Origin of the sequence: Streptomyces antnestii (assembly GCF_004005495.1) — a bacterium.
Lineage (GTDB): Bacteria > Actinomycetota > Actinomycetes > Streptomycetales > Streptomycetaceae > Streptomyces > Streptomyces antnestii.
The window spans coordinates 1,043,110-1,068,976 of record NZ_RZYA01000001.1 but is presented as its reverse complement, the minus strand read 5'-3'; the positions used below and the strand labels follow the sequence as shown (position 1 = coordinate 1,068,976).

The following is a 25,867-nucleotide window of genomic DNA, read 5'->3' as shown; positions in this document are numbered from 1 at the left end:
AGGGCGCTGGGCAGTTCCGAGATCGGCTTCGTTACTCGTGCCTGCCAGCAGCTTCGCTGTTCAGGGCCGCGAGGTAGCCGGCCCAGCTGTCCTGGGCGAGCGCCGCCCACTGGTTCGCGGTGTTTCTGTGGACGCCGAAGAGGTCACTGATGATGATCGGCGGGAGTTCCCCGGCCATGCCGAACAGGGCCGTGTTGCGGCGGCGATGGTGGGCAGGCCGTGCTTCAAGAGTTGTCCCGACAGCGCCTCGGGGCTGCGTGGGCGGCTGGCGGGCTGGCCGGGTAGTAGGAGTTCGGGATGCTCGCTGGTGGCAAGCGGCCCCAGGGCGGCGCGCGACCGTGCGGGTGCCGAATACTCCGTCCATAGTCCGTGACCTGCGTGTTCTTGTGAGTGGCCGACGTTGCCGGATAGGCGTGTCAGGCTGCTGGATCGTGCTGCTGCGACTGACCTACCTCGCCGTGTCGAGCGTGTTCGCCTTCATGCGGCTGCTTCCTATGAGCGAGGTCGACAAGGAGATCGAGATATTGACGCTGCGCCACCAAGTGGCCGTCCTGCAGCGCCAGATCGACAGGCCGCGTATCACCGCGGCCGACCGAGCCTTCCTCGCTGCGCTCCTCCACCGGATGCCCAGGCCCAAGCTGCGGCAGCTGCGCCTGATCGTCTCACCGGACACAATCCTGCGGTGGCACCGCGACCTCATGCGCCGCCGCCACGCCGATGCCTCCCGCCGCAGGCGGGCCGGCAGACCGCCGACCCGCCGCGCCATCCAGGCTCTCGTCCCGTGCCTGGCGCACGAGAATCCAGGCTGGGGCTACCGGCGCATTCACGGCGAACTCGCCGCCCTCGGCATCAAGGTCCCACCCTCCACCCTGTGGGAGATCCTCCGAGCACACGGGATCGAGCCCGCGCCCGAACGCGACCGCCAGAGCTGGGCCGCCTTCCTGCGTAGCCAAGCCCACGGCATCCTGGCCTGCGACTTCTTCACCGCCACCACGCTCAGTGGGGCGACCCTGTACGTCTTCGCCGTCATCGAACATGCCAACCGCCGCGTCCGCGTCCTCGGCGTGACCAGCCACCCCACCGCAGCTCGGGTCACCAAGGCCGCCAGGAACCTGGTGATGGACCTTCAGGACGCTGGTGCCACGATCGCGTACCTGATCAGGGACCGCGACAGCAAGTACACCCACGCGTTCGACGCCGTCTTCGCCGCCGAGGGCATCGAGATCGTCACCACCGGCATCCGCGTTCCCCGGATGAACTCAATCATGGAACGTTGGGTGCAGACCTGCAGACATGAGCTCCTCGACCGCACCTTGATCTGGAACCAAGACCACCGCGAACCTCTACAGCCACCTCACCCAACAGGCCGCACGCGAAACCGTCGACACCATCGACCACACCCTCACCCAAGCCACGACCACCGGTCTCTCAACAAACCGACCGACGTGGCTGCGACCACCCCGCGACCACAACCACAGCCTCCGCGAAACCCTCCACCGGCTACGCACCCCCGCCCCGCCCGCCTTCAGCACCTCCGCGAACCAGCCGCACCCGAGACGTGCGACCACACCGCGACCACCACACCCCCGGAAACACGAAAGGCCGCCCTCTCGATCACGAGAGAACGGCCTCCGACCTGCGACAACACAAGTCGGGACGACAGGATTTGAACCTGCGACCCCTTGACCCCCAGGCGTGCAGTTCGAGGCTACTGACAGAATCCCGCTGTCGCTCCCGACCGTACGCGCACGCCGAGGTTCAATTCCCCTGCCCAGCAACACTGTTGCCAACACCAGCCAGCCCCCCGGCGCACACTCACGTCCACTGCAAGTCCTCAGCCACCCTTACCCTTACGTGTCGCTCGTGGCAATCACGTTCTCGCAGCGGGCGCTGGCTTCTTCTCGGCTCTCAGGACTCCGACGCAGCGGGCCTGGCGCTCACCCCGGCGGTTATGCAGCTGGGCAGCCGGGTCAGGGGCTGGCGCGATGGACACTGACGGCGTAGCCACCGCCGTCGTAGGCCTCGGCGTCCCAGGTGGCGAAGCGGTCGACGAGGGCGAGGCCCGCCGCAGCGCAACTCGCGTCGTACTCCGGCAGCCTGATGCCGGGCGGCACGGGCAAGTGGGCGGCGTCCAGGCCGAAGCCCGCGACCAGCAGCCCGCCCGGACGCAAAGCCCCGGCCAGGCGCTTGACCACCGCGGCCTCGGTCCCGGCAGCCAGCAGCGGGAAGACGTTGCCGGCAGCGACGACGAGGTCAAAGTCCGCCGCGATGCCGAGCAGGGCCGGATCGAACTGGGCGAGATCGGCCCGGAACCACGGCAGCTCCGGCGCGTGAGCCCGCGCCACGTCCAGCATCGAGTCGTCGAGGTCAACCCCGACGCAGTCATACCCCAGCTCCGCCAGCCGGATCGCGACCCGTCCGGTACCGCATCCGGCGTCAAGCACCCGCGCACCCGCGGGCACCAGAGCCGCACAGAAACGCGCCTCACCATGCACATCCTTGCCGCTGCGGGCCAGCGCGGCGAAGCGCGCGGCGTACTCGTCTCCGGATGTGCCACCGGTCAGTTCCTGCCAACGACTCATGAGACCGACTATAGGCCGCCCGGCGGGCCCGACATCCGGCCCAGGGCCTGCCCCCGCCGCGACCAGCACCGCGCGTCAGCGGCCTCGCGCCCCAGCTCCCGGTGTAGTGCTCCTCCTCGCGCTACTCCCCTTCGGTCGCCCAACAGACTTCCCGCCATCACCGACCTCACCCACGAGCGGATCAAACGCCGACCGATCCTCAAAGGCCTTATCAACGAGTACGAGGGAACGGCGTAGAGATGCAGGTCATCGCCGCTGGCTGAGTTATGGAACCCCACAGGGTGGTGCGGCCGTACCGTGCGACAGCTTGGCGATGGGCGAGGAGACCGCGGTCGCAGGCAGGAGAGGTATCCCGTCATGGTCGGCCAGGGCGACGAAGCCGGTGACGGTGATGACCTGCGCGGCCGGGCACGTCGGCTTCGGCATCCACCATTGCGTTGGCCGGCACGGCGGTCTTCACCGCCGTCGGCGCCCGCGTGGTGCCGATCCTGCCGGACCCGCCCCGGATGAATGCGATCGCCGAGCGCTGGGTCGGATCATGCCGCCGCGAGGCCACCAAGCGGATCCTGATCACCAGAGAGCGGCACCTGCGCCTCGTGGTCGACGAGTACGCCGACCACCACAACGCGCACCGACCTCACCGATCACTCGGACAACGCTCCCCTGACAATGCCGGTGCGCCCGAACCACCCGTAGTCGATGGCCCATCGCATGTCATCCGGCCCGACCGCCTCGGCGGCCTCATCCACGAATACGCCCAGGTCGCATAGGGTGACAAGATTATCCGCACGCACAGGCCCCGGCGGATAGGGTCGATCACGTTCGTGAGATCACCGACGCCTCGGTTCGGGGCATCGAGGAGTCCACAATGCAGCACCCAGACCCGCGGTATGCCGGGCGGCTCGCGACTTATGGGACCGTGGCCACGCGCCTGTCCCTGCTGAGCGACCGTCGGCTTGGCGAGGTCGTGGCTGCCGCCAGCCCACTCAGGTCGGGCATCGGGGGCCGGTCGGCGGAGCTGGACATTGACGGGGCGCGGGTGTTCGTCAAGCGGGTCCCCTTGACGGAGCTGGAGTTGCGACCGGAGAACGTGCGGTCGACGGCGAATCTCTTCGGGCTGCCGATGTTCTACCAGTACGGGGTGGGGTCGTCGGGGTTCGGGGCCTGGCGGGAGCTGGCCGTGCACACGATGACGACTCACTGGGTCCTTGGGAATGAGTACGAGGGCTTTCCGCTGATGTACCACTGGCGCATCCTGCCCGACTCCCCTCCCGAGGGGTTCGCCGACGAGTTGGGGGGCATCGAGGGGGCGGTCGCGCACTGGGAGGGCTCATCAGCGGTGCGCGAGCGGCTGGAGGCCATCGGCCGGTCTTCGTCCAGCCTGGTGCTCTTCCTGGAACACGTGCCGCAGACGCTCGCCGCGTGGCTGGACGACCGCCAGGAAGGTGTGCTGGAGAGCGAAGAGGGCTCGCCTTATCCGTGGGTGGAGGAGGCTCTGGCGAGGGGGACCGCCTTCATGAGCTCGCACGGGCTGGTCCACTTCGACACTCACTTCGCCAATGTCCTGACCGACGGCCAACTGCTCTACTTCGCGGACTTCGGACTCGCCCTGAGCTCCAGCTTCGAACTGTCAGTGGTCGAGGCCGAGTTCCTCTCAAACCATCTCGCCTACGACCACTGCCACACCGCGAGGCATCTCCTCCGCCACCACTTGCCCGAGCGCATGCGCGGCGGCACGGAACACGAGGAGTTTCTGCGCGAGTGGGTAACTGGCCAACAGCCCGAGGGGGTCCGGCCTGAGATCGCGGCGATCATCGACAGGCATGGCCGGACCGCCGTCGTCATGGGCGAGTTCCTCCGCCGCCTACTCACCGAGAGTAAACGAACACCATTCCCGGCCGCTGAGATCGAGCGGATCCGAGGCGCTGCGGTCACGGCGCCCCACTGAGGCCGTGCCTCCGCACTAGAGCGATGACAGGAGGTCTCGGGGCGGGCACTGTGCCGAAGCCGAGGCGGCGCCGAAGTTCGAGGCTCTCGCTCTCGGCCGCTTCGATGGCCTGCCGCAGGGCTTGGACTTCGTCGCGGTGCCGTTGCTTGAGTTCGGCGAGCTGGGCGCTGAAGGTGCGGACCACGCTGCTGGCGAGTCGTCGGGCGGTTGTTCTGCAGGCTGTGGCGGCTGGCTTCGCGGCTGGTCCCGGAGCTGTTCGACGCGTCGGCGGAGCTCGATGCACTGGTAGAGAAAGTCGAGTGAGACGTCTGCGGTCTGGGCGAGGCCGCGGAAGGTGATGGGCTGTCCGCGGCGGATCATCTCCCGCAGGCCCTGCCCTTGCCGATAACCTCATCCATGCAGGTGGGAGCGGGGTTCGGTGCCAGGCGTGGTCACCCGCGTCGGCGCTCTCGCGCAGAGGCGGTGGTGGCGGCATGATGATCGGCCGTGCTGTGTGCGCTGCTACGGCGCCGGCAACTTGGCCTTCTGGTCAGGGACGTCCGGCGGCACGTCGTATTCGTCCAGCCAAGCCACCTGATCCGAAGCAGGCGCCGCGACCACGACGACCGCCTCGATCAGCATGCGACGACGCGCTGAGAGACCAGGACTTTCCACAAAGACATCGTGGCACGACTCCGCCCGCGCCGAGCGAACATCCTGTCATCTCGCTGGGCACGTTTGTCCGTACGTGACTGGGCACATTCTCGAGTACGCCGACAACACCCGCATCGCCGGCATCCGGTACCTGATCCACGACAACGCCGGCTACTTCAATCAGGCCTTCGACGCGGTCTTCACCGCCGCCGGCGCCCGCGTGGTGCCGATCCTGCCAAGCGCGCCCCAGATGAATGCGATCGCCGAGCGCTGGGTCGGATCATGGAACGCGGTCAGCCTCTTCCGGGCCGCCCTGCCGGTGCTGGCGCTGCTGTACTGGCTCACCGAGCGCCGGAACAGCGCAGAGCGCTCAGCGTAGGGCCGCCAGGGCCGCCTCCATCGCGCGGTGGAAGGTCGGGTACGTGTAGATCATGTGCCGCAGCCGCTCGACCGGGACCTCGGCGTGGACGGCGACGTTCAGCCCAGAGAGCAGCTCGCCACCCGCCGGTCCCGCCGAGGTCGCCCCGACCAGGACACCTCGGTCGGCATCCTCGACCAGCTTGAGGAAACCCTCGCCTCCCGGCCCGTGGATCCAGCCACGGGTCGAGGACGCGTTCGGCAGTACGGCGGTCCGCACCCGCAGCCCCCGGTCGCGGGCCTGCCGCTCAGTCAGCCCCACGGCCGCGATCTCGGGGTCTGTGAAGGTGACCCGGGGCAGCGCCCGGTAGTCGGCGTCGGGGCCGGGCCTGCCGAGGATGTCACGGACGGCGATCTGCGCCTGATACATGGACACATGCGTGAAGGCGCCCCGGCCGGTGATGTCGCCGACCGCCCACAGACCGTCCGCCGCCCGCATCTGTCCGTCGGTGGGGACGGCCCGCGCGGTCGGGTCGAGCCCGGCCGCCTCGACGCCCAGCTCGGCGAGTTCGCTGTACCGTCCGGTGGCCACGAGCAGCCGCTCGGCATGGCGGGGCTCGGCCTCGCCTTCGAGCCACACGGTGAACTCGGCACCGTCATGGGCGACTTGGCTGACCCGCGCCCCGGTCAGGACGGTCACTCCGTCGGCGCGCAGGGCCTCGGTGGCGAGTTGGCCCGCCTCCGGTTCCTCCTGGGCCAGCAGTCGCGCCTGCCCTTCGACCACGGTGACCCGGCAGGTGAACCGGGCGAAGACCTGGGCGACTTCGGCGCCGATGGCACCGCCGCCGAGCACCAGCATCGACGCCGGGAGCTCCTTGGCGGACATGGCGTCGCGGTTGGTCCAGTAGGGTGTGGCTGCGAGGCCGGGCACCGGGGGTATGCGGGGGCGGCTGCCGGTGGCCAGGACGACACCCCGGCGAGCCTCCAACCCCCGTCCGTCGACCGTCACCTGGCGCGGGCCGGTGAGACGGCCCCGGCCGCGGACCAGGCGGCCGCCCTTGGCGGCCAGCCGGTCGGCCGCGGCCGTGTCGTTCCAGTCGTCGGTGGCCTCGTCCCGGATACGCCCGGCGACCCGACCCCAGTCCGGGGCCACCTCCGCCTGCCCGGCCAGGGCGGGTACGCGCCGGGCCTCGGCGAGGGCATTCCCGGCCCGGATCATCATCTTGCTGGGCACACACCCCCAGTACGGGCACTCGCCCCCGACCAGCTCCGCCTCGACGCCGACCACGTCGAGCCCCGCCTCGGCGAGGGTGCCCGCCAGGTACTCCCCACCCGGCCCCAGGCCGACGACGACCACGTCCACCTGCTCGTTCATGTCTGCCTCACTCCGTACGGCTACCGGCCACCGACGGTAGAGCGGTACGGCGGACGGCCCGTGTCCGTGCGTGCACGGCGGTCGGTCCCAGAGCGAACCGGGTGCGCTCGGGGGTGCCGGCTCGGGCGCTTCTGGGCAACGCCTCCCCCACCGTCGCGCCTAGCGTCACTCGCGTAAACAGCCGCATCGGACATCCGCCAGGAGGCGCACCATGACCACCAGCTCCGAGCCTGGGAAAGCCTTGCAGCACAGTCAGCCGTGGCTGCACCAGAAGGGCGAGGTCATCCAGGAGTTCGGGACCGTCAAGCAGTTCCCCCTCGGCCTCTCGTACGAGGCGCGCATGTTCTCCTGCCAGCGTCTGAACCGGGTCCTGGCGGACACGCAGATCCTGTACGGCCTCAACAAGAAGCACCACTGGCTACTGCGCGGCGCGACCTTCTACCAGCTGCACCTGCTGCTGGACAAGCACGCCGACGACCAGCTGGCCCTCGTCGACACGATCGCCGAGCGGGTCCAGACCCTGGGCGGAGTCGCGGTGGGCGACCCGCGGCATGTCGCAGAGATCACCTCGATCCCGCGTCCGCCGGACGGCGTCGAGGAGGCCCCGGCGATGCTCTCGCGACTCCTGGAGGCCCGCGAGACGATCCTGATCGATGCCCATGACGCGGCCGGCCGGGCCGGCGAAATGGGCGACGATGGCACCAACGACCTGCTGGTCTCGCAGGTGATCCGCAGCGGGGAGCTGCAGGCCTGGTTCCTGGCGGAGCACCTGGTCGACACTCCCCTGGTCCGCGCCGACGTCCGCGGCCAGCCCGCCTAGGATGCGGCGAGGATCGCCGACTTGCCGAGGCGGGCGCTGCGCCGGCGGGAGCGGATGATGGACCTACGGCAGATGGAAGTCGTCGTCGCGGTGGCGGATGCGGGCGGGTTCCCGGCGGCCGCGCGGCGGCTGCACGTGGTCCAGTCCGCCGTCTCCGGCACGGTCCGCGCCCTGGAACGCGAGCTGGGCACCCCGCTGTTCAACCGGACCACGCACCGGGTCAGGCTCACCCCGGCCGGTGAGGCGTTCGTCCCGGCGGCCCGGCAGGCCCTGCGCGCCGCCGAGCCGCCCCGCGAGGCGGTCGACGCGGCGAAGGGCGAGCTGCGCGGGCGGGTGACGGTCGGCACCATGCAGGGGTCTGGCGAACCTGCATCACGCGCTGACCGCGCTGCGGGCGAAACATCCGCGGGTGGTGGTCCAGTTGCGGCAGGCGGCCGTCTTCGACATCCGGCAGGCGCTGCGCGAGGGCACGGTGGACCTGGCGGTGGTGGCCCTGGACCGCCAGCAGCAGCGCGGTCTGGTGACCAGGCTGCGGGCCCGCGAGGAGATGGTGCTGGTGGCCTCGCCCCGCCGGAGCCTCACCACGAACGGTGCCGAGGACACGGTCGACCTCGCCGACATCGCCGAGCTGCCACAGGTGGAGTTCACCCCCGGCTGGGCGATCCGCGACGCGGCCGACCGCGCGTTCCGGGCGGCCGGCGTCGAACGCGCCACGACCTTCGAGGTCAACGACATCGTGGCCGCGTCCGAACTGGTCCGGGCCGGCCTCGGCGTCTGCATCATGCCGCCGACCGGCTCCCACCGCTTCCCGGACCTGGCGACCTACCGGTTCGCCCGGCACGCGCCGAGCTGGCAGGTGATAGTGGTACGGCCGCCGGGCGAGCCCCCGGCGGCCGTCGCGGCACTGCTGCGCCACATCACCTGAAACGAACGTGTCTCAGTCGAACCGCAGGTCGGACAGCTGCCGTTCGAGGGCGCTGATCTCGTCCCCGGGCTCCGGATCCGCGGACCGGGCGGCCATCAGGGCGCCCAGTTCGCTGCCCGCCCGGCGGATGCGCGCGGGCAGCCCCTCGGCATACGCGTCGCCGCCGGTCCCCCAGTCCTCGGACGCCGCGTACACGCCGGTCGGTACGACGACGGCGCGCAGGTAGGCGAAGAGCGGACGCAGCGCGTGCTCCAGGACCAGGGAGTGCCGGGCCGTCCCGCCCGTCGCGGCGACCAGGACCGGCCTGCCGGTGAGGGCGCCGGGGTCGATCAGGTCGAAGAACGACTTGAACAGCCCGCTGTAGGAGGCGCTGAACACGGGGGTCACGGCGATCAGGCCGTCGGCGCCCGTCACAGCGTCGATGGCGGCGGCGAGCGGGGGCGGCGGGAATCCGGTGACGAGGTGGTTGGCGATGGCGACAGCCAGTTCGCGCAGCTCGACGACGCGGCTCTCCACCTCGTAGCCCTGCGGTTCGAGTTCGCCGTGGACCGCCTCGGCGAGCCGGTCCGCGAGCAGACGGGTGCCGGACGGGGTGCTCAGTCCCGCTGACACAGCGACGAGCCGCACCGGGCGGCCTCCGGTCGGGGCGGTGGAGCTCACGCGGCGGCCTCCTGTCGTGCGGCGGCGACCAGGGAGGTGTGGGTCGGGGCCGCGGGCACGTTCGCCGGCCGCTCGGCTGCGAACTCCTTGCGCAGGACGGGTACGACCTCGTTGCCCAGGATGTCGAGCTGCTCCAGCACGGTCTTCAGCGGCAGCCCGGCGTGGTCCATCAGGAACAGCTGCCGCTGGTAGTCGCCGACCGACTCGCGGAAGGTCAGCGTACGTTCGATGACCTGCTGGGGGGAGCCCACGGTCAGCGGGGTCTGCTCGGTGAATTCCTCCAGGGACGGCCCGTGCCCGTAGACGGGCGCGTTGTCGAAGTAGGGCCGGAACTCCCGTACGGCGTCCTGGGAGTTCTTCCGCATGAACACCTGGCCGCCGAGACCCACGATCGCCTCCTCTGGCCGGCCGTGACCGTGGAAGGCGTACCGCCGCCGGTACAGCTGGACCATGCGCCGGGTGTGGTCGGCCGGCCAGAAGATGTTGTTGTGGAAGAAGCCGTCACCGTAGAAGGCCGCCTGCTCCGCTATCTCCGGAGACCGGATGGAGCCGTGCCAGACGAACGGCGGGACCCCGTCCAGCGGCCGCGGGGTGGCGGTGAACCCCTGGAGCGGGCTGCGGAGCTTCCCCTCCCAGTCGACTACGTCCTCGCGCCACAGGCGGCGCAGCAGCGCGTAGTTCTCCTTGGCCAGGTCGAGACCCCGGCGGATGTCCTGCCCGAACCACGGGTAGACGGGGCCGGTGTTGCCGCGGCCCAGCATCAGGTCGACCCGGCCGTCGGCCAGGTGCTGGAGCATCGCGTAGTCCTCGGCGATCTTCACCGGGTCGTTGGTGGTGATCAGCGTCGTGGCGGTGGAGAGGATCAGCTTCTCGGTGCGGGCGGCGATGTGGCCGAGCATCGTGGTCGGGGAGGAGGGCACGAACGGCGGGTTGTGGTGCTCACCGGTCGCGAAGACGTCGAGGCCGACCTCCTCCGCCTTGAGCGCGATGGCGACCATCGCCTTGATGCGTTCGCGTTCCGAGGGAGTATGTCCCGTGGTCGGGTCGGTCGTCACATCACCGACCGTGAAGATGCCGAATTGCATGGGTTTCTCTTCTTCCGGCGAGTTGCGTTGCGCATGACTGGGATGCGCCGAACGCTAGCCGTCGCCCGCCCGGCCGCCATGACCGTGCGCGCACCGCAACGAACCCTCCAGTGCCCTGCCGCCGGGCCCTGGCGCTCAGCGGCAGGGCGCCGTGCGCCACGGGACATGTCGCCGGGCCGTGCGAGCCCACGGTCGGGCCATGCAGCTTCGCAGAGTTCTTGCCGCCGCCGTGGTGGTACCACGGCACTCGCCACCACGATCACGAGCGCGGACACGGCCCTCGCGGCCCAGCCACCGCTGACGTCGACGTCCTTCGCCGCCCACTTCGACCTCGCCAAGGGACAGCAGCCCGAGAACCTCACCCTGCTTCCGGGCGGTGCCGCCGCGGTCACCTTCGCCTTTCCCCGTCAGGTCGCGGTGATCGAGCGGACCGGCACGGTCCGCGTCCTCGCGATGCTGCCCGCGCCGTCCTCGGACGCCCGGACGCCTGTGCTCGGGTCGCCCTTCCTCGGCGGCATCGTCCAGGGCCACGACCACACGCTCTACTTCCTCTACGCCACCGGCACCGGCACCGACGACCTCACCGACGTCTGGCGGCTGCGTCTCGGCGGCAGCCCGGAGCACATCGCGGCGCTGCCCGCCGACACCCTGCCCAACGGCCTGGCCCTCGACGGGTCGACCGGGCAGCTGTACGCCGCCGACTCGGTGCTCGGCCGGATCTGGCGGATACCCGCGACCGGCGGCACCCCCGAGGTGTGGGCGACTGTCTCCGCCCTCGCCCCGGCCGGCTTCCTGGGAGTCAACGGCGTGAAGGTGCACGACGGAGCCGTGTGGGTGAGCAACCTCGACCACGGCACCCTGATGCGCATCCCGGTCCTGCGCGACGGCACCCCGGGCGCGGCCCGCACCGCCGCAACGGGCCTGACCGGCGTCGACGACTTCGCGTCCACGGGCCGCGGCGACCAGCTCCTCGCGGCGCTGAACGCCGACAGCGAGGTGGCCCTGGTGTCCGGGAACGGCGGCCACACCGTCGTCCTCAACCACACCGACGGCCTGCAGAACCCCACTTCCATCGCCGTTCGGGGAGACACGGTGTACGTGGCCGACGCCGCCTATGTCACGCAGCAGGACCCCAACCTCCTCACCACCCGCCTCCACTGCCCGTCGTCCCGCTGACCCGATCCAACCCGACCTGATCCGATCCGACACGACCCGACAGAGGACGTCCCATGAGCTCCCCCCCAACCCGCTTCCGGCGAGGCCGCGTTCGGTCCCGATCAGTTCCTCGTCGTCCCCGCCCGGACCTTCGACGAGCTGGAGGTCGGCGAGGTGTTCCGCGCTCCCAGCCGGACCCTGACCGACGCCCACGCTGCGGCGTTCCAGACCGTGTCGGCCGACAACCACCCGGTCCACTACGACGCCGAGTGGGCCCGTCGGCACGGCCACAGCGCCCCCGTGGTGCACGGTCTCCAGGTCCTCGCTTTCACCGCACCCGGCGCAACCCTGTTCCCGCATGTCATCGGTGAGGTCTTCGTCAGGTTCATGAGCTGTCCTGCACCTTCTCCGGCGAGGTGCACTCGGGAGACACCCTGTATCCCGCGCTGACCATCACCGCCCTCGAACCCGCCGAGGACGGCGGCGCCACCGGAATCGTCACCACGGCCGCCACCGTGCACAACCAGCGGGGCGAACTCGTCCTGTTCGGGCAGCACAAGTACCTGCTGCGCCGCTAGGCGCTCCGGGAAAGCGCGTGGGCGCGGGGGAAAAAACCGTCCCCGCGCCCACGTACATGTCGCCTCAGAAATTCCCGGACTCGGGGATCACATGCATCGCGGCCTCCTCCGCCGACGCCCCGGCACCGTCCAGGCCCCGGTCGGAGGCGAACAGGTCGGACTCGCTGACCTCGTGCGCGCCCTCGTCCGGTGCGAGCAGCCGTCCGGCGCGGCCGTCGCCGACCTCGTCGTCGAGGAGTTCGCCGTCGGTGTCCCAAACGTCGCCGAGGTCGTCGCCCTCCGGGACGCCGACATCCGGCACCTCCTCGGCGAGACGCTCGTCCAGAGTCTCCCCGCGCAGTCCCTCGGCCGCCGTCACTCCCGTGTGCTCCACGGCCCAGGGCCGCTCCGGCGGTGAGTAGCCCTCGTCCAGGGCCTCCTCGCCGGCCCGGTAGTCCAGCGTGTCCGAGGCGTCCAGAAGGCCCGCGTCGTCCTGCACCTCCGAACCGTCCGGCTGGTAGACCTCGTCACCCATCGCCTCGTCGGTCATACGCGCTCCATCGTCACTCGGGCCGTCAGTTCGATCCGGCCGTCAACCGGAAAGGGTAGGAGGTCGTGGTCGCGGTCGGGCAGTGCGATCACGAAAGCGGTGCCGGGAAGAGCGGAGCGGACGGCGCCCAGAACGCGGCGGGCGGTGGCCCGGTCGAGTCCGGCGGTCGGCTCGTCCAGCAGCAGGACCGGCGGGTCGCGCAGCACGGCCCGCGCGAGGGCGAGTCGGCGGCGCTGGCCCTGGGAGAGCCTGCCGCCGTTCGGGCCCACCGCGAAGTCCGGCGGTATGTCGTCCAGGGCGACCAGGCCCAGCACCTCGGTGAGCCGTTCCGGGTCCGCGTCCGGGGCGGCCAGCCGCAGGTTCTCGGCGACGGTCGCGTCGGCGAGCCAGTCCTCGGCCTCGACCAGGGTCACGTCCCGCGGGGTCGCGCGGCCCGCCAGCCGACCCAACAGCGTGCTCTTTCCGCTGCCGTTGGGGCCGGTCACCAGGGTGGTTGTGCCGGGCTCGGCATCGAGGGTCACCGGCGTCTCCCCCGCCGGCAGATCGGGAACGGCGTTCAGCGGGGCCAGCCGCTGCGCCGCGGCACGCGCCCGGCCGTACGCCGGAAGAATCCTCGGCAGTTGCTCGACCAGTTCGTAACCGGCGGCGATCAGCAGGACCTCACCGATCGCGGCGGACACGGACTGCGCCGTCGCCGCGAGGTCCAGGGCGAGGGCCAGGACGAGACACTGGCCCAGCGCGCCCAGCAGCCGGAGCGCCAACTGCCCGGCCCGCAGGGCCCGTCGGGTGTCCTCATCGGCGCGATGGGCGCGCTCCATCGCCGCCGCGATCCGGGCCCGGGCCGGCGTCACCGCATCCAGGCAGATCAGTTCGGGCAACGCGTCCCGTGCGCCGAGGAGTTCGGTCCGCACGAGGGCCTGTTCGCGCGCCGACCGCCGGACCGCGTCCTCCGCGCGCCGGTGCGTCGCCACGGCGGTCGCGGCGGCGAGCAGGAACACCAGCAGCTCCGCCGCGCCCAGCCAGGCGTCGGCGTGCCACAGCAGCCCGGTCACGACCGCCGCCGTCACCCCCGTACTCGCCAGGGGGGCCAGGACGTCGGCAGGCAACGCGCCGACGGTCGTGACGTCGTCCGTGAGCCGGCTCAGCAGGTCCCCGTCCCGCAGGGCGCGCAACCGCTGCGCAGGCAGGGCCGCGGCGCCGCGCACCAGCCGGGCCCGGAGCGCCACCGTGGCGTTGAGCAGGACACGGTGGCTGACCAGGCGCTCCGCGTAGCGCAGTCCGGTGCGGGACAGGGCGAGGACGCGGACGGCGCCGGACGGGTACATCCACGACCACGTGGTGTCAGCTCGTACCGTGACCAGGGCGCACGCCGTGAGGAACCAGCCGGACACCCCGAGCAGGGTCGCGGCGGACAGTTCGGCCGCGCCGGCCAGGAGCAAGCCGTACAGCAGATCACGCCGTCGTATCGCTGCGCTCAGCAACCGCAGGGTCATACGAGCCTCCCCTGCTCCAGGGTGATCACCCGGTCGGCGAGGGGAAGGAGGGCCGGGCTGTGGGTGGCCAGCAGGACGGTCCGTTGCCGGGCCAGGTGGCGCAGCGCGTGCGCCACGGCCGACTCGGCATCGGGGTCGAGATGAGCCGTCGGCTCGTCCAGGCAGAGCAGCGGCGCGTCCCGCAACAGGGCGCGTACGAAAACCAGTTGCTGAGACTGGCCAGAGGAGAGGCCGAAGCCGCGTTCGCCGACGGGTGTGTCGAAGCCGTCGGGCAGCACGGCCGGGAGGTCGCCGAAGCCCAACTCCTCGAAGGCGGCGAGAAGTTCGGGATCATCTGCTTCCGGCCGGGCGAGCCGGAGGTTCTCGCGCACACTCCCGGGGAGCAGGAAGCCCGGCTGGCCGACCCAGGCCACGTGCGCGGGAGTTGCCCGCTCGTGCCCGTGCCGGGCACTGCCCCGGTCGGGCACCAGCAGGCCCGCCGCCACGGACAGCAGCGTGGACTTGCCGGCGCCGCTGGGGCCGGTCACCACGACGAACTCCCCGGCCCTGATATCCAGTTCGACCCGGTCCAGAGCGGGCCTCTCCCGCCCGGGATGGACGACGGACACCTCACGCAGACGGACGGACAGCGGCACGGCATCGCGGGCGGCCGGTCGGGAACCACGCTCGGGAGCCGCACCCCGCATCGCCCCGGCGATCAGGTCGGCCGCGGCCGCGGCCTGGGCGCGGGCGTGGTAACCGCGGGCCAGTTCGCGGGCCGGGGCGAAGTAGGCGGGTGTGAGGGTGAGGACGAACAGGGCCGTGGCCAGGCTCATGTGGTCCGGTACGCCGGGCAGGCGCAGATAGTCCAGGAGCACCAGGCCGCAGTAGGTGGCGACGACGGCGAGGGTGCCCGTGATGAGTAGTTCCACCCAGGCGGTGGACAGGAAGGCCACCCGCAGGACGAGGGTGGTGCGGCGGGCGAGTTCCTCGTCGTCGCGGCGCAGGGCCCGTGCCGCCTCCTCCTGCGCACCGAGTCCGACCAGGGTCGGCAGTCCGCGCAGCTGGTCCAGGAGCCGGCCGTGCAGGGTGCGGACGGCACCGAGCTGGGCCTGTACGGCCGCCTTCGTGCCCATCCCGATGACCTTGAGGTTGGCCGGCAGCAGCGGGGTGGCCAGTACCAGCAGGAGGGCCACGAACCAGCTGCGCAGGGCAATGGCGGCGAGGACGACACCGCTGCCGAGCAGCATGGCGCGGCGGGCCGGGACGTAGTCGGTGAGCCAGTCGTCGAGGCGGGCGACCTCGGCGTCCAGGGCCTCGGCGTAGGCGACGTCCGCGAGTCCCCGGCGCGGTGCCCGCCCCGGCAGTGCCGCGCGCAGGACGCGGGCGCGCAGCGCGGACCGTACCCGGGCGGCGCCCGTCGCAGCCGCCCGGTCGGCCGCCGCCAGCAGCACGGCGCGCAGCGCCAGGCCACCGGCCACGACCGCGGCGGCCGGTGCGACGGCCGCCGCCGCGGTGCGCACCTGCTGGGCGGCGAGCCCTCGTTGGGCGGCCCAGCCGAGGCCGGCCGCCCAGACGATGGTGCCGAGCTGGGCGAGGCCGCGCAGGGTGCCTGCCTGGCGCAGCTGCGGTTCACCGATCCGCGCCCAGGCCCGCAGCCGGCGCATCGAGGCCCGCTCGTCCGCGCCGTCGCCGTCGGCGAGCTCCGCCACCAGGGCCGCGGTGTCGGTCACGGGCGCTCGCCTCCGGGCAGGTCGTACTCCCCGAGCCGCTGGGCCCGGCGGTCCCCGAGGATCCAGGCGACGAGCGCGGTGCCGGACAGCAGGGCGATGCCGAGGGGGTCGACCCACGTCGACTCGCCGCCGAAGACGTCCTGGGAGACGGCCGCCAGCAGGATGCCGAGCAGGGTCAGCAGAGTCCGGCGGACGAGGACGGCGACCCGGGACTCCGGCCAGGGCGCGAACGGGACGGCCGATCCGTCGTCCGGTGCCGTCGTGGGCGGCGCCTGCCGCTCGGCCTCGCGGAACTTCCCCCGGAAGACCCACCAGGCATAGATGTTGTAGGCCAGCACGAACGGCATGCACAGCCCGACCCCGACCACGAGGAACACCTGCGAACTCTGCGGGCTGGACGCCTCGTGAAGGGTCAGGGACGGCGGTACGACGACCGGTGCCGTCGCCGCCACCAGCGCCAGCAGCCCCGCGGCCTCCGCGCCCAGCACCGCCGCGAACGGCCGCCAGTCCGGCCGCCGCCCGAAGCCGTACCAGGCCACCGCGCCGCAGACCACGGCGGCAGCCACGGCGAGGCCGAAGAGCGCGGCGCGCAGGGGCTGTTCGAAGTGGAAGTGCTGCGGGTCGGCGACCTCCAGGCCGAAACCGAGGACCAGCGCGGCCACGACGGTCGCGCCGAGCAGCGGACGGCCGAGCCGGCCCGCCCACTCATGGGCCGTGCCCTCCGTCTTGTCCTGGAGCCAGGCGGCACCCGCCAGCAGATACACGCACACCAGGCCGAGCGCGCACAGCACGCTGTAGGGGGTGAGCCAGGCAAGGGCGTCGCCCGTGAAGTGGCCGCCCTGTTGTGGGAGCCCGGACAGGACCGCGCCGATCACCAGGCCCTGGCAGAGGGTCACGGCGAGGGAGGCCCCGCCGAAGAGAAGTCCCCAGCCGCGCCGGTAACTACCGGACGCACTCTGGAACTCCAGGCCCAAGCCGCGCAGGATGACTGCGAAGAGCATGGCGATCAGCGGTGGGTACACCCCGGGCAGGACGGTCGCGTACGCCCCGGGGAGTCCGGCCCACAGGGCCACGCCGGCCAGGATGATCCAGCTCTCGTTGGCGTCCCAGGCGGTGGCGATGAGCTCGTTGTACTCGCGGCGCCGCCGCTCACTGCGGTCGAAGAGGCTCAGCATGCCGACGCCGAGGTCGTAGCCGTCCAAGACGACATAGGCCCCGAGCGAGAGCAGGACCAGCGCGTAGGTCAGGTACTCAGACAACGGAGGCCTCCGGCTGGGCGGTTCGAAGGTCCGTGACCGGTTCCGGGCCGGCCTTGACGGTACGGACGATGTAGCGGATCCAGATGGTGAGCAGGGTCGCGTACAGCAGCACGAACCCGGTCAGGCTGAGGGCCGCCTCGGTGAGGCTGAGGTGGGAGACGGCGTCGGCGGTGCGCAGCTTGCCGTAGACCACCCAGGGCTGGCGGCCGGTCTCAGCGGTGATCCAGCCGCCGGTGATGGCGATGACGCCGGCGGGGGTCATCCACACCAGCCAGCGCAGGAACCGCGGGGAGGTGAACAGGCGGCCACGCAGGCGCAGGACGAGCCCGGCGAAGGCGGTGGCGAACATGGCGAGGGCGGTGACGTACATGGCCCGGAAGCCGTAGAAGGCACTCCACATATTGGGGCGTTCGTCCGCCGGGGTCTGCAGCAGGCCCGGGACCTTGGCCTCGCCGGTCAGGTCGTGGCCGATGACGGCGCCGAGGTGGGGTATCTCGACACGGAAGTCGTTCTTCCCCTTGTCCGTGTCCGGGATGACGACGAGGTTGTAGCCGTTGTTGTCGGTCTTCCAGTTGCCCTCGAAAGCCTGGAGCTTGGCGGGCTGGTGCCCGCCCATGAAGACGGCGGTGGCATCACCGGCGTACAACTGGACGGGCATCAGGATCGCGAGCACGCCCAGGGCCACGGACAGGGTGCGCCGGGCGAACGGCAGGGCGGACGCACGGCGTTTGACCAGGTACCAGGCGCTGATGCCGGCGACGAACCAGGACGCGGATATCAGTACGGCGAGCAGCATGTGCGGGAAGCGGTAGCTGAACGCCGGGTTGAGGAGCACCTGCCACCAGTCGGTGACGTGGAACTGTCCGCCGACCTCCGTGTATCCGGCGGGGTCCTGCATCCAGCTGTTGGCGGAGAGGATCCAGGTGGTGGAGAGCAGGGTGCCCGCGGCCACCATCCAGGAGGCCAGGGCCATGGTGCGGGGCTTCACCCGGCCGTCGCCGTACAGCATGATCCCGATGAAACCGGCCTCCAAGAAGAAGGCGGTGATCACCTCCATGCCGATGGTGACGCCGATGACCGGGCCGACGGCATGCGCGTAGATGCCCCAGTTGAGGCCGAACTCGAAGGTCATCACGGTGCCGGCGACCACGCCGAGGCCGAAGCCGACGGCGAAGATCTTCTTCCAGAAGCGGAAGATCTGCAGGTAGAGCGGGTTGCCGGTGCGGACGTACACGGTGTAGGCGACCGCGAGCAGCAGGGACAGACCGACGGTGAGCGCCGGGAAGGTCATGTGGAAGATCGCCGTGATCGCGAACTGCCAGCGCGACAGCTCCACGACGGAGGACGAGGCCATGGTGAGGCTCCAGGGAGTTGATCAGATGTCTATGCCCTGGTGCAGTTCGGCCACGTAACCGCCGGGGAACTGCACCATCGCGTTGCTACCGCCCTTGCCGTCGTACGGGGCCCACAGCACCTGTGCGCGCGCTGCCTCGGCCTTGCGCAGGGTCGCGGTGAGGTCCTTGACCGCGTAGCCGGTGGTCTCCCGCCCGAGCGGGTAGGGCAGGCAGCCGTCGGTCACGCTGACGACCATGTTGCCGATCGGGAGCTGAGGGCGATACGGCAATAGGTCTGCCCGGGCAGACCGAGGTCGCCGCCGTCTGCCGTACGGTCGTCGGAGACGATCCGGCCGCCGGTGAACCGCAGGTAGGAGCGGAGGAAGGCGATCGCCGAGTCCGGCGTCAGATAGTGGTGTCGTACTGGGGGCCGACCGCCGTGCTCGAGACTCACGGGGTGCTGCTCTGGGCCGAGGAAGGTGCACCGGAGCCCACCACGCTCAGCATCACCAGCACCGCGGGAAGCGTCCGTGCCATCGCCTTGCGCTTCATGCACATCCCTTTCTGCCGTAACCCGGTGATCCGGACAGTAGGCGGCAAGGGCGGGGGTGACCGTTCCGAGAGCGCCCGGGGTGCGGTCCGACAGGGAACAACCGGCGGTGTCAGTCCGCCTGGACCGTGCCGACCGCCCGGCGCCACTGCGTCGGCGACATCCCATACGCCTCCCGGAAGGCCCGGCTGAAGTGGGAGGGACTGATGAAGCCCCAGCGGGCGACCACCACGGCGATCGACCGGTGGGCGGCGCCGGGCCGGGAAAAGTTCCTCACGGGCCGCCTCCAGCCGGCGGGCGCGCACCCAGGCGCCCACTGTGGTGCCCTGGCGCTGGAAGAGCCGGTGCAGATAACGCAGCGAGATGGCGTGCCGATCAGCGATGTCCTGCGGGGCGAGTCCGGGTTCGCCGAGCCGGGTCCGGACAGACGCGGTGATCCGCTCCCACAGGGCCGACTCGGGCTGTCCGCCGATGCGTTCGAGGGCGACAGTGGCGAGGATGTCCGCGACGGTACGGGCGAGTTGTTCGCGCCGGTTCAGGCCGGGCCGGGAGACCTCGTCGACGAGTCCGTCGAGCACGGGCAGCAGCAGGACCGCCGCTCCCCCGTCGGCGTCGTCGACCACGGTGGCTGTGAGAGCGTGCAGTTGCCGTTTCTCCAGGCGCAGCAGGGCGCTGGGCAGCATGAGGATCCGCGCCCGGTGCCGCGCGGGGAGCACGATCCGGAACCCGGGCGTCGTGGAAGGCCAGGTCGCCGGGGTGGAGTTCGGCAGTGCGGCCGTCCTGGAGAAGCAGGGCAGTGCCCTCCGTCTGCCGGCGGACCAGGATGTGGGTGCGCGGCGGCCGCCACCAATCGGGCGCCGCGCAGAATCGTTCCGGGGCCGAACTCCTCGGTGGCGATCTGGAGGGCGCCGAGCCGTTCGGCGGTCAGTTCGCCGGTCCACAGGTGGTCGTGCTCCATGATGACCTCGACGTCCACCAAGGTCTGCGAGAAGGCGCGCTGCCAGGCGGCGAGCCGGTCGCCGAGTGCCGGCTCCCGGGTGGCGGCGGACGCCTGTGGGGCGTGGCCGGTCAGCATGCCACCTCGCCCGCCCGCACATGGTCCAGCCAGTCCGTCGGCGACAGCCCGAAGGAGTTGCGGAAGGCCTTGCCGAACCCGGCAGCGTTGGCGAACCCCCGAGGGCTGCTATATCGCGTCAAGCTGCTTGAGGAAGATCGTCAGGATTCGCTCCGATGCCGCGACTGGGGTGTTCGAGGATCTTGAAGAGCTGTCGGCAGATTGCGCGCTTGAGGCACCGCTGGGCGTCCCGAGAGGTCTTGCCCTCGGTGACTCTGCGGGCGGCGTACGTCTTCGCGGCCGCGTCGAGCCGTATCCGGATTAGCGTAGTCGTGTGTAAGGCCCGGTTGAGCTGCCGGTCGCCACTGCGGTTGATCCGGTGCCGGTTGGTCAGCCCCGAGGAGGCCGGGATCGGCGAGACACCGGCGAACGATGCGAACGCCGCCTCGGACCGGAACCGGCTCGGGTGCGACCAGCTGACCAGCACCTGGGCTGCGGTGATCGGGCCGACACCAAGGAGACCGAGGAGCTCAGGTGCCAACTGGCGGACCAGGCTGCAGATCTCGTTCTCCAGTTCCTTGGGCTCGGCCTGCAAGGCCTGGATGCGCTGGGCCGTCGACCGTAGGGGCCCGCGCGGTCATTCGGTGCTCGACGCCGTGAGCGGGTCGGTCCCGTAGTTGGGCACAACGTGTGATCTGCGCTGGCCGCTTGAGTTTGCGCAGCTCGCTGCGGAGGTCGTCGGGTGCGGACACGATCAGCGCCTTGAGCTGGTTGATCGCAGCGGTCGAGGCCAGGACCGCGCCGTGGCGGGTGGCGAGCAGGACACGGAGGGCCTCGTGTTCGCCACGGAGGCGGGGCTGGATCAAGTGCTCGCCGGCGAGGGCTTCCTTGGCCGCCCGGATGGCGTCGATCATGTCGGTCCAAGGCCCTGCGCCTGCGGCTGGCCGGAAGCCTTGACGCGAAGAGACCGCTGGTGGGGATGTGCGACTCGGCCCGCTGCCCGCAGGCCACCCACCACCCCTGTCACCGTCCGGTCTGGGACGGCAAGCCCAGACCATCGACGTCTTCATCACCAGCCCCCGCATCGCCAAGGGCGAGAAGCAGCGGCTCGTTCCCGAACGCGACCGTGCCCTGCGGGCCGTGGCCGAGATCGACGCCGCCACCCCCGTCCCCGCAGGGAGGAGCTGACCGTGTGGGGTTCCACAACAGGCCAGCGGCGCTGACGTGCGGGTCTACGCTGACCTTTCGTACTCGTTGATGAGCCCTCCGAGAAATGATCGGCGCTTGATCCTCTCGTCGGAGAGGTCGGCAGTGGGATGGTCGGGTCGGGGTGGTCGGAGTTGGCACCCGCGATGGGGTCTTCGTCCGTTGTAGTGGTCGGTGTATTCGTCCAGCACGGTCTGCAGGTGACGCTGGCTGAAGATGAGCATCCGGTCGGTGACCTCCGAGCGGACGGTGCGCACGAACCTTTCCGCGTACCCGTTCGCTTGAGGGCACTGCGGAGGGATCTTTACGACTTTGATGTCCTCGCTGGCGAGGACCATGTCGAACGATCTACTGAACTGGCCGGCCCGGTCGCGTATGAGGAAGGCGAACTCGGATGCCCGGTGGCCGAGGTTCATCAGGAGACTGCGGGCCTGCTGCGTGGTCCACTGCCCGTCCGGATGGCTGGTCACGCCGAGGACGTGCACATACGGGGTGCCGACTTCCATCGCGAAGAAGACGTACAGCCGCCGCAGGGTGACCGCGCAGTCGACGTGAAAGAAGTCGACGGCGAGCATCGTCGAGGCCTGAGTACGGAGGAACTGCCGCCATGTCGTGTCGGTGCGTCGCTCGGGTGCCGGGGGTATCTTCCGGCGTTTGAGGATCCTGCGGATCGTCGAAGCGCCCACGCGGTAGCCGAGCTTGAGAAGTTCACCCTGAATGCGCTGGTATCCCCAGGAGGCGTTTTCCAGGGCGAGTTGTTCGATGAGCGCGGCGATCGCCTGGTCGATCGGCGGGCGGCCCGTCCGGTTCGGGTACGTCCACTTTTTCGTCACCAGCCGGCGGTGCCACCGCAGAATCGTGTCGGGTGTTACCAGACGGTGTTGTCGCAGCGCCCCGGGCAGGTGTCGGAGCAGCGCGGCGAGGTAGGCACGGTCGGCCCAGTCGAAGCGTTGGGGTTCGTGCGGCGCAGGACCGCGACCTCGTGCCGCAGGACCAGTAGTTCGATGTTCTTGGACGCCGAGGAACGGCAGAGAAGCGCCAGCCAGCCGAGCAGCCGGGCGAAGACCAGGTAGAGCAGACGTAGCGACACAATCCTAGATCCTTCCCGGAGCGAGGTGCTCCATCCATCGCTGCTGGTCACCGGGCCAGGCCGAGTTCTGCAACCCGACAGGGCCGATTTCTTGCGCGCCCAGGCCGACGCCTTGCTGGCGTGCGACTTCCTGGAGACGGTCACCTTGTCCGGGGCGCGGATCTACGTGTTCGCGGCGATCGAGCACGGCAGTCGCCGTAGCCGGGTCATGGGCGCGACCGCGCATCCAACCGCCTCCTGGGTGGTGCAAGCCGCGAAGAACCTCGTCTTGGACTTTGAGGATGTGGGCTGCCGGGCCCGGTTTCCTGATCCGTGACCGCGACGGCAAGTTCCCCGCCCTGTTCGACGCCGTCCTGACGGATGCGGGGATCGAAGTTGTGCTCAGCGGCATCCGGATGCCGCGCATGAACTCGATCACGGAGCGGTGGGTGCAAACCTGCAGGCGAGAGATGCTGGACCGAACGTTGATCTGGAACCAGCGCCATCTCCTCGACGCTCTGGGCGAGTTCGAGACGTTCTACAACGAGCACAGACCACACCCGGGCCTTGCGAATGCCCGCCCCCACCACTCGCTGCCCGCCCCTATCGAGGACCCGGACCGGATCGCCCATCTGAACATACGACGGCGAGTGCGGCTTGGCGGCACCCTCCCCGAGTACCACATGCCGCCTGACCAGCGTGGATGAGGTATTCGGCAAGCACAACGTCTCCCCCATTACTCACACACGACGCTTCGTCAGATCGCACAACTACCTTACGTAAATACGCGGTTGCAAGTCACTCCGAGATCCCTCTTTTGGACAATCGACAAGTGCAAGGGCAATGATCCCTTCGAAACGACCGTCAGCACCTTCACCCGCGAATCACTCCGCCCCTGATCTCCTCGGCGTCGCCCGCGTTTCCATTCGGGTGGCTCCGCAACGGGACCTCCGAAGCCGGCACCGCCTGGGCAATGCCCCACACGCTACGGGCCATCGACGGCGAGGACGAGACGATCGCCGCTCTGTAGGTGATCGTCGGCTTCGACGACGATCTGACCGGCGAGGCCACCCGGGCCGCAAACAGGCTGCACGACCTGCTCACCCAGATCCACCAGTCGCGGAAACAGGTCCTGGGGGCGCGGTTGCAGCAGCCGGACGTCCTCACGCTGTTGGAACAGTCCGTGTCGCCCGGGCAGACCCGCAAGACCGGCCGGCGACGGCCGGTCACCCTGGTGCGGCCGAAGGTGCCAAGGATGACCGAGCAACGACCATCGCCCCTTTCCGGAGCACGAATCCGCCGCTGAACTCGGACTGAGGGTAACCCGCTGAATGCCCTGCCTCGAGGTGTCAGCCTGACTCCTGGCCTGCCATAATCAGGCAGTTTCCTCATGGGGTGGGGTACTTCAGCACGGGAGGCGATGTGGCTCTCTTCAGACGCCGCAAACACGACGGTCCTGACTGGATCACAGACCTGCCGGATGCAAGCCGGGCATCGAGGATGTTCTATCAAGCGTTGATCCGGAGGTATCTGGGGGTGATGAAGCAGTACTCGTCTGCCGGGTCGTTGGTCCAGGGAGGAGCATGGGACGGCGTGCGCACGCTGGCCCAACTCCACGACGTCACGGTGAAGCATGCAGCCCGGGACGTTCGCGGGGTCGACATCATGAGCCCTGAGGTCCAGGCCGGTCTCCGGATCGGGCTCGACCAGTTCGCCGAGTATTACGGAGTGCGAGGCAGCCTCGTAAGAGCCTGGGGTCTCGCCACGGCGTTCAACGAGCGCTTCGAGTCCGAGTGGCAGCCATCGAAACCCCACCGGTTCTGGTGGGCAGAGCAGACCGTCGCCTTCGCGTGCGTCATACACCCCTCGAAGGAGGGTGAGCCAGTCGTCGACGGGCTCCTCCTTTTCGATCACGTCGCCTACGTGTTCACGCCTGACTGCGAGCCTCAAGAACAGGTGCGCTGGAGCCGGCGCCAAGTCCGCGACGCGGATGAGCCAACGCGCGGTGCGACAGTTCTGCACCTGGACCCAACAATCGGCTACTCGCAAGCTGACATCGCCAGCAAGGCATGGATAGGGCGTGAGACCCCAGCTGGACCAGTCTTCACTGACCCCAACCAGCCTCTACGGCGTTCCAAACCTCGGCGCAACTGGGGGTCATCGGGCTGAGCCTCAAGGCTCAGGCTGTACGACCCACTGCTACCTGGGCGAATGCGGTTTCCGGTAGAGACAGCGCTACCGGAGGAAGGCCTGCCTCCACAGGCTTCAGCTATCCGCCAGGGTCGCGAGATGGAGGAACTCCCCGCTTGCGAGCGGGAGAGGCGTGACCAGCACCTACCTTCGGGGCTGGCCGAACTGCCGGCCCCGGCGGGGACCGGCCGTGCCGATGTCATGGCTCCCATATCCGCTCTCCTCAGTGGGGAGCGAGAGCATCTGAAGTCATCTCTGGACCGGCTGGGCTCCTGGCTGCCTCGCACCGCGGAGAAGGCCGCCAACCCATACGTCGAGCCTCGAGGTCTTGCGCTGTCCATCCTCCCTGATCTCGTCATGGAAGACGTGGCATCGAGTACAACGCAGTCGGAGCAAGGTCTGCCGTAATTGTTTTGTCATCGATCACTGTTGTGGCTGGCAGAGGCCACTGCCCAGATCAAAGGCGCCAGCTGATTCCTGAGGGCGCCATGACTCCCCAACTGACAGACCTGGTAGCCCGTTTGACTGCCTGGCATGGCTGGCGTTCCCTACTTCCCTACGATGACTGCCGCTGGGGTGTCGTGCGGGAGGGGCAGGGAGAGCTGGATGGGCTTCACAGATGCGGAGGAAACTGTGGCGGCTCCCGGGTTGCGGACTGGCGTCGAGTCACCCAGCGTGCGCTCGGATTGCAGACAGTGTTTCTGCACGACGCTTTGGCCACGCTGGGCCTGGAGAAGAAGGATCCAGCGACAACTCTCCACCCATGCCTACAAGCTGCCGCCTCCCACCTGAAGGACGGCACCCAGCGTCGGCTGGTATGGCAGAGCCTTTCAGACAGCCTGGCCGATCTCATTCAGGTGTAGCTCGTCTATAGGGACTGGACCGTGATCGTGTATCCGCTACTCGGATCGGCGGCGGATCGCCGAGAGGAGGCGCCGCATGCCAACCACGTGCCCGCCCGTCCCGATGACCAGCCGTCGGTAGATGCCGCCGGCAAGGCCCGGAAAGACGGCTCGACTTTCGGCGCGCAGCCGTGATCGACCCGGACTGACATCTTCGATGCTAAAGATCAGGGCATAGGACGAGAAACGATGGCGCCCCTCGAGGACCAGCTCCCGTCCCGGGACCGCGGCAACCACCCGAAAACCGGGCAACGTCGAGCCTTCGGCCAGGGGCCGTGGCCCAGAGGCTGTGCAGTCGGCGGATCCCACCAGTCTCGCGTAGCCGGCCATACCCGGACCCGAGAAGGACCGGTCCAGTGTCTCGCCCAGACTGCGCCAGACGTCGTCAACCCCCGCCGCAATGACCGTTGTGTGCTCATCGATGTACGGCAACGAAGCAATCGGCATCAAA

At 69.8% G+C, this 25,867-nt stretch carries 31 protein-coding genes and 2 pseudogenes; 15 read left to right on the top strand and 18 right to left on the bottom strand.

The genetic code is table 11. The features are described 5' to 3' along the window. Positions 1-31: 31 nt before the first annotated feature. Positions 32-178: a hypothetical protein gene (locus EOT10_RS41120; protein ID WP_189491117.1), complete on the bottom strand. Its 147-nt coding sequence runs from the start codon at positions 176-178 to the stop codon at positions 32-34. Positions 179-431: 253 nt separating this feature from the next. Between EOT10_RS41120 and EOT10_RS04550 the strand changes: the two genes are divergently transcribed. Next, positions 432-1,670, top strand: a complete 1,239-nt coding sequence (locus tag EOT10_RS04550) for an integrase (RefSeq protein WP_223280762.1) — start codon at positions 432-434, stop codon at positions 1,668-1,670. Positions 1,671-1,970: 300 nt separating this feature from the next. On the opposite strand, the gene EOT10_RS04545 is transcribed toward EOT10_RS04550, so the two are convergent. Together EOT10_RS04545 and EOT10_RS41115 are read right to left on the bottom strand one after the other, a co-directional pair. Beyond that, positions 1,971-2,582, bottom strand: coding sequence for a class I SAM-dependent methyltransferase (locus tag EOT10_RS04545; protein WP_127826670.1), 612 nt, complete (start codon positions 2,580-2,582; stop codon positions 1,971-1,973). Between the two features lie 264 nt (positions 2,583-2,846). Further along, entirely contained in the window at positions 2,847-3,008 is a 162-nt protein-coding gene (locus EOT10_RS41115; protein WP_189491114.1) for a hypothetical protein, read from the bottom strand. Between the two features lie 11 nt (positions 3,009-3,019). On the opposite strand from EOT10_RS41115, the gene EOT10_RS04535 reads away from it, so the two are divergent. The 3 genes from EOT10_RS04535 to EOT10_RS04525 all read left to right on the top strand — a co-directional run bounded on the left by EOT10_RS04535 (position 3,020) and on the right by EOT10_RS04525 (position 5,542). After that, a complete protein-coding gene (locus tag EOT10_RS04535; protein ID WP_223280761.1) occupies positions 3,020-3,352 on the top strand; it encodes an integrase core domain-containing protein in 333 nt (110 codons plus the stop codon). Between the two features lie 98 nt (positions 3,353-3,450). Next, complete coding sequence (locus EOT10_RS04530) at positions 3,451-4,530, top strand: protein kinase family protein (RefSeq protein WP_127826669.1); 1,080 nt, start codon at positions 3,451-3,453, stop codon at positions 4,528-4,530. Positions 4,531-5,257: 727 nt separating this feature from the next. After that, positions 5,258-5,542 (top strand): hypothetical protein, encoded by a 285-nt coding sequence (locus EOT10_RS04525; RefSeq protein ID WP_127826668.1) that lies wholly within the window; start codon positions 5,258-5,260, stop codon positions 5,540-5,542. On the opposite strand, the gene EOT10_RS04520 is transcribed toward EOT10_RS04525, so the two are convergent. Further along, the gene (locus EOT10_RS04520) at positions 5,534-6,895 is read right to left on the bottom strand and encodes a dihydrolipoyl dehydrogenase family protein (protein WP_127826667.1); all 1,362 of its coding nucleotides are present in this window, start codon (positions 6,893-6,895) and stop codon (positions 5,534-5,536) included. The genes EOT10_RS04525 and EOT10_RS04520 overlap by 9 nt on opposite strands. A gap of 211 nt (positions 6,896-7,106) precedes the next feature. Between EOT10_RS04520 and EOT10_RS04515 the strand changes: the two genes are divergently transcribed. The 3 genes and pseudogenes from EOT10_RS04515 (at position 7,107) to EOT10_RS41725 (ending at position 8,640) form a co-directional block, all read left to right on the top strand. After that, complete coding sequence (locus EOT10_RS04515) at positions 7,107-7,715, top strand: Dps family protein (RefSeq protein WP_127826666.1); 609 nt, start codon at positions 7,107-7,109, stop codon at positions 7,713-7,715. Positions 7,716-7,769: 54 nt separating this feature from the next. After that, positions 7,770-7,898: pseudogene (locus tag EOT10_RS42555) on the top strand (LysR family transcriptional regulator); the annotation flags it as partial. Between the two features lie 226 nt (positions 7,899-8,124). Continuing rightward, complete coding sequence (locus tag EOT10_RS41725) at positions 8,125-8,640, top strand: LysR substrate-binding domain-containing protein (RefSeq protein ID WP_262985392.1); 516 nt, start codon at positions 8,125-8,127, stop codon at positions 8,638-8,640. 12 nt (positions 8,641-8,652) lie between these two features. Here EOT10_RS41725 and EOT10_RS04505 read toward each other — a convergent pair whose 3' ends face one another. Beyond that, positions 8,653-9,300, bottom strand: coding sequence for an FMN reductase (locus EOT10_RS04505; RefSeq protein ID WP_223280760.1), 648 nt, complete (start codon positions 9,298-9,300; stop codon positions 8,653-8,655). Next, the gene (locus tag EOT10_RS04500) at positions 9,297-10,385 is read right to left on the bottom strand and encodes an LLM class flavin-dependent oxidoreductase (protein ID WP_127826665.1); all 1,089 of its coding nucleotides are present in this window, start codon (positions 10,383-10,385) and stop codon (positions 9,297-9,299) included. Before EOT10_RS04500 ends, EOT10_RS04505 begins: the two co-directional genes overlap by 4 nt. A 165-nt stretch (positions 10,386-10,550) precedes the next feature. On the opposite strand from EOT10_RS04500, the gene EOT10_RS04495 reads away from it, so the two are divergent. The 3 genes from EOT10_RS04495 (at position 10,551) to EOT10_RS41715 (ending at position 12,118) form a co-directional block, all read left to right on the top strand. After that, positions 10,551-11,561, top strand: coding sequence for an NHL repeat-containing protein (locus tag EOT10_RS04495; protein WP_223280759.1), 1,011 nt, complete (start codon positions 10,551-10,553; stop codon positions 11,559-11,561). Between the two features lie 153 nt (positions 11,562-11,714). Then, positions 11,715-11,990, top strand: coding sequence for a MaoC/PaaZ C-terminal domain-containing protein (locus tag EOT10_RS41720; RefSeq protein ID WP_223280758.1), 276 nt, complete (start codon positions 11,715-11,717; stop codon positions 11,988-11,990). After that, the gene (locus tag EOT10_RS41715) at positions 11,957-12,118 is read left to right on the top strand and encodes a hotdog family protein (protein ID WP_262985391.1); all 162 of its coding nucleotides are present in this window, start codon (positions 11,957-11,959) and stop codon (positions 12,116-12,118) included. The genes EOT10_RS41720 and EOT10_RS41715 overlap by 34 nt, the downstream gene beginning before the upstream one ends. A 64-nt stretch (positions 12,119-12,182) precedes the next feature. Here EOT10_RS41715 and EOT10_RS04485 read toward each other — a convergent pair whose 3' ends face one another. From EOT10_RS04485 to EOT10_RS41700, 9 genes are all read right to left on the bottom strand, one after another. After that, entirely contained in the window at positions 12,183-12,647 is a 465-nt protein-coding gene (locus tag EOT10_RS04485) for a DUF5709 domain-containing protein (RefSeq protein ID WP_127826664.1), read from the bottom strand. After that, the gene (locus tag EOT10_RS04480; RefSeq protein WP_127826663.1) at positions 12,644-14,140 is read right to left on the bottom strand and encodes an ATP-binding cassette domain-containing protein; all 1,497 of its coding nucleotides are present in this window, start codon (positions 14,138-14,140) and stop codon (positions 12,644-12,646) included. Before EOT10_RS04480 ends, EOT10_RS04485 begins: the two co-directional genes overlap by 4 nt. Next, on the bottom strand, positions 14,137-15,852 hold the full coding sequence (locus EOT10_RS04475) for an ATP-binding cassette domain-containing protein (RefSeq protein WP_223280757.1): 1,716 nt from the start codon (positions 15,850-15,852) through the stop codon (positions 14,137-14,139). The genes EOT10_RS04480 and EOT10_RS04475 overlap by 4 nt, the downstream gene beginning before the upstream one ends. Next, the gene (locus EOT10_RS04470; protein ID WP_127826662.1) at positions 15,849-17,111 is read right to left on the bottom strand and encodes a cytochrome d ubiquinol oxidase subunit II; all 1,263 of its coding nucleotides are present in this window, start codon (positions 17,109-17,111) and stop codon (positions 15,849-15,851) included. Before EOT10_RS04470 ends, EOT10_RS04475 begins: the two co-directional genes overlap by 4 nt. Beyond that, positions 17,104-18,465, bottom strand: a complete 1,362-nt coding sequence (locus EOT10_RS04465) for a cytochrome ubiquinol oxidase subunit I (RefSeq protein ID WP_127826661.1) — start codon at positions 18,463-18,465, stop codon at positions 17,104-17,106. Before EOT10_RS04465 ends, EOT10_RS04470 begins: the two co-directional genes overlap by 8 nt. 21 nt (positions 18,466-18,486) lie before the next feature. Beyond that, entirely contained in the window at positions 18,487-18,690 is a 204-nt protein-coding gene (locus tag EOT10_RS41710; protein WP_223280756.1) for a hypothetical protein, read from the bottom strand. Further along, on the bottom strand, positions 18,687-18,899 hold the full coding sequence (locus EOT10_RS41705) for a hypothetical protein (protein WP_223280755.1): 213 nt from the start codon (positions 18,897-18,899) through the stop codon (positions 18,687-18,689). Before EOT10_RS41705 ends, EOT10_RS41710 begins: the two co-directional genes overlap by 4 nt. Then, on the bottom strand, positions 18,896-19,678 hold the full coding sequence (locus EOT10_RS42550; RefSeq protein ID WP_262985390.1) for a helix-turn-helix transcriptional regulator: 783 nt from the start codon (positions 19,676-19,678) through the stop codon (positions 18,896-18,898). The genes EOT10_RS41705 and EOT10_RS42550 overlap by 4 nt, the downstream gene beginning before the upstream one ends. Before the next feature lie 510 nt (positions 19,679-20,188). Next, the gene (locus tag EOT10_RS41700) at positions 20,189-20,644 is read right to left on the bottom strand and encodes a transposase (RefSeq protein ID WP_223280754.1); all 456 of its coding nucleotides are present in this window, start codon (positions 20,642-20,644) and stop codon (positions 20,189-20,191) included. Positions 20,645-21,030: 386 nt separating this feature from the next. Here EOT10_RS41700 and EOT10_RS41105 point away from each other — a divergent pair, with 386 nt between their 5' ends. After that, positions 21,031-21,237 (top strand): hypothetical protein, encoded by a 207-nt coding sequence (locus EOT10_RS41105; protein ID WP_189491174.1) that lies wholly within the window; start codon positions 21,031-21,033, stop codon positions 21,235-21,237. A gap of 44 nt (positions 21,238-21,281) precedes the next feature. Here the strand turns inward: EOT10_RS41105 and EOT10_RS04445 are convergent, their stop codons facing one another. Together EOT10_RS04445 and EOT10_RS41695 are read right to left on the bottom strand one after the other, a co-directional pair. Further along, positions 21,282-22,088 (bottom strand): integrase core domain-containing protein, encoded by an 807-nt coding sequence (locus EOT10_RS04445; RefSeq protein ID WP_223280753.1) that lies wholly within the window; start codon positions 22,086-22,088, stop codon positions 21,282-21,284. Positions 22,089-22,123: 35 nt separating this feature from the next. Further along, positions 22,124-22,345 carry a hypothetical protein gene (locus EOT10_RS41695; RefSeq protein ID WP_223280752.1) on the bottom strand — a complete coding sequence of 74 codons (222 nt, stop codon included), beginning with the start codon at positions 22,343-22,345 and terminating at the stop codon, positions 22,124-22,126. Positions 22,346-22,436: 91 nt separating this feature from the next. Here EOT10_RS41695 and EOT10_RS41690 point away from each other — a divergent pair, with 91 nt between their 5' ends. The 4 genes and pseudogenes from EOT10_RS41690 to EOT10_RS04430 all read left to right on the top strand — a co-directional run bounded on the left by EOT10_RS41690 (position 22,437) and on the right by EOT10_RS04430 (position 24,493). Next, positions 22,437-22,661 (top strand): hypothetical protein, encoded by a 225-nt coding sequence (locus EOT10_RS41690; protein ID WP_223280751.1) that lies wholly within the window; start codon positions 22,437-22,439, stop codon positions 22,659-22,661. Next, on the top strand, positions 22,627-23,031 hold the full coding sequence (locus EOT10_RS04440) for an integrase core domain-containing protein (protein ID WP_223280750.1): 405 nt from the start codon (positions 22,627-22,629) through the stop codon (positions 23,029-23,031). The genes EOT10_RS41690 and EOT10_RS04440 overlap by 35 nt, the downstream gene beginning before the upstream one ends. A gap of 248 nt (positions 23,032-23,279) precedes the next feature. Beyond that, positions 23,280-23,591: pseudogene (locus tag EOT10_RS04435) on the top strand (IS110 family transposase); the annotation flags it as partial. Between the two features lie 128 nt (positions 23,592-23,719). Then, positions 23,720-24,493 carry a hypothetical protein gene (locus EOT10_RS04430; protein WP_127826659.1) on the top strand — a complete coding sequence of 258 codons (774 nt, stop codon included), beginning with the start codon at positions 23,720-23,722 and terminating at the stop codon, positions 24,491-24,493. A 920-nt stretch (positions 24,494-25,413) separates the two neighbouring features. Here EOT10_RS04430 and EOT10_RS04420 read toward each other — a convergent pair. Next, positions 25,414-25,863 carry a hypothetical protein gene (locus EOT10_RS04420; protein ID WP_127826658.1) on the bottom strand — a complete coding sequence of 150 codons (450 nt, stop codon included), beginning with the start codon at positions 25,861-25,863 and terminating at the stop codon, positions 25,414-25,416. Between the last annotated feature and the right edge of the window lie 4 nt (positions 25,864-25,867).

Bases quoted from the DNA above. Each gene is read 5' to 3' on its own strand.
- EOT10_RS41115 (WP_189491114.1), bottom strand. From the start codon at position 3,008: ATGCCGAAGCCGACGTGCCCGGCCGCGCAGGTCATCACCGTCACCGGC.
- EOT10_RS04480 (WP_127826663.1), bottom strand. From the start codon at position 14,140: ATGACCCTGCGGTTGCTGAGCGCAGCGATACGACGGCGTGATCTGCTG.
- EOT10_RS42550 (WP_262985390.1), bottom strand. From the start codon at position 19,678: ATGCTGCCCAGCGCCCTGCTGCGCCTGGAGAAACGGCAACTGCACGCT.
- EOT10_RS04465 (WP_127826661.1), bottom strand. From the start codon at position 18,465: ATGGCCTCGTCCTCCGTCGTGGAGCTGTCGCGCTGGCAGTTCGCGATC.
- EOT10_RS04530 (WP_127826669.1), top strand. From the start codon at position 3,451: ATGCAGCACCCAGACCCGCGGTATGCCGGGCGGCTCGCGACTTATGGG.
- EOT10_RS04485 (WP_127826664.1), bottom strand. From the start codon at position 12,647: ATGACCGACGAGGCGATGGGTGACGAGGTCTACCAGCCGGACGGTTCG.
- EOT10_RS41120 (WP_189491117.1), bottom strand. From the start codon at position 178: ATGGCCGGGGAACTCCCGCCGATCATCATCAGTGACCTCTTCGGCGTC.
- EOT10_RS04500 (WP_127826665.1), bottom strand. From the start codon at position 10,385: ATGCAATTCGGCATCTTCACGGTCGGTGATGTGACGACCGACCCGACC.
- EOT10_RS04515 (WP_127826666.1), top strand. From the start codon at position 7,107: ATGACCACCAGCTCCGAGCCTGGGAAAGCCTTGCAGCACAGTCAGCCG.
- EOT10_RS04545 (WP_127826670.1), bottom strand. From the start codon at position 2,582: ATGAGTCGTTGGCAGGAACTGACCGGTGGCACATCCGGAGACGAGTAC.
- EOT10_RS04420 (WP_127826658.1), bottom strand. From the start codon at position 25,863: ATGCCGATTGCTTCGTTGCCGTACATCGATGAGCACACAACGGTCATT.
- EOT10_RS04440 (WP_223280750.1), top strand. From the start codon at position 22,627: ATGTGGGCTGCCGGGCCCGGTTTCCTGATCCGTGACCGCGACGGCAAG.
- EOT10_RS04495 (WP_223280759.1), top strand. From the start codon at position 10,551: ATGTCGCCGGGCCGTGCGAGCCCACGGTCGGGCCATGCAGCTTCGCAG.
- EOT10_RS04520 (WP_127826667.1), bottom strand. From the start codon at position 6,895: ATGAACGAGCAGGTGGACGTGGTCGTCGTCGGCCTGGGGCCGGGTGGG.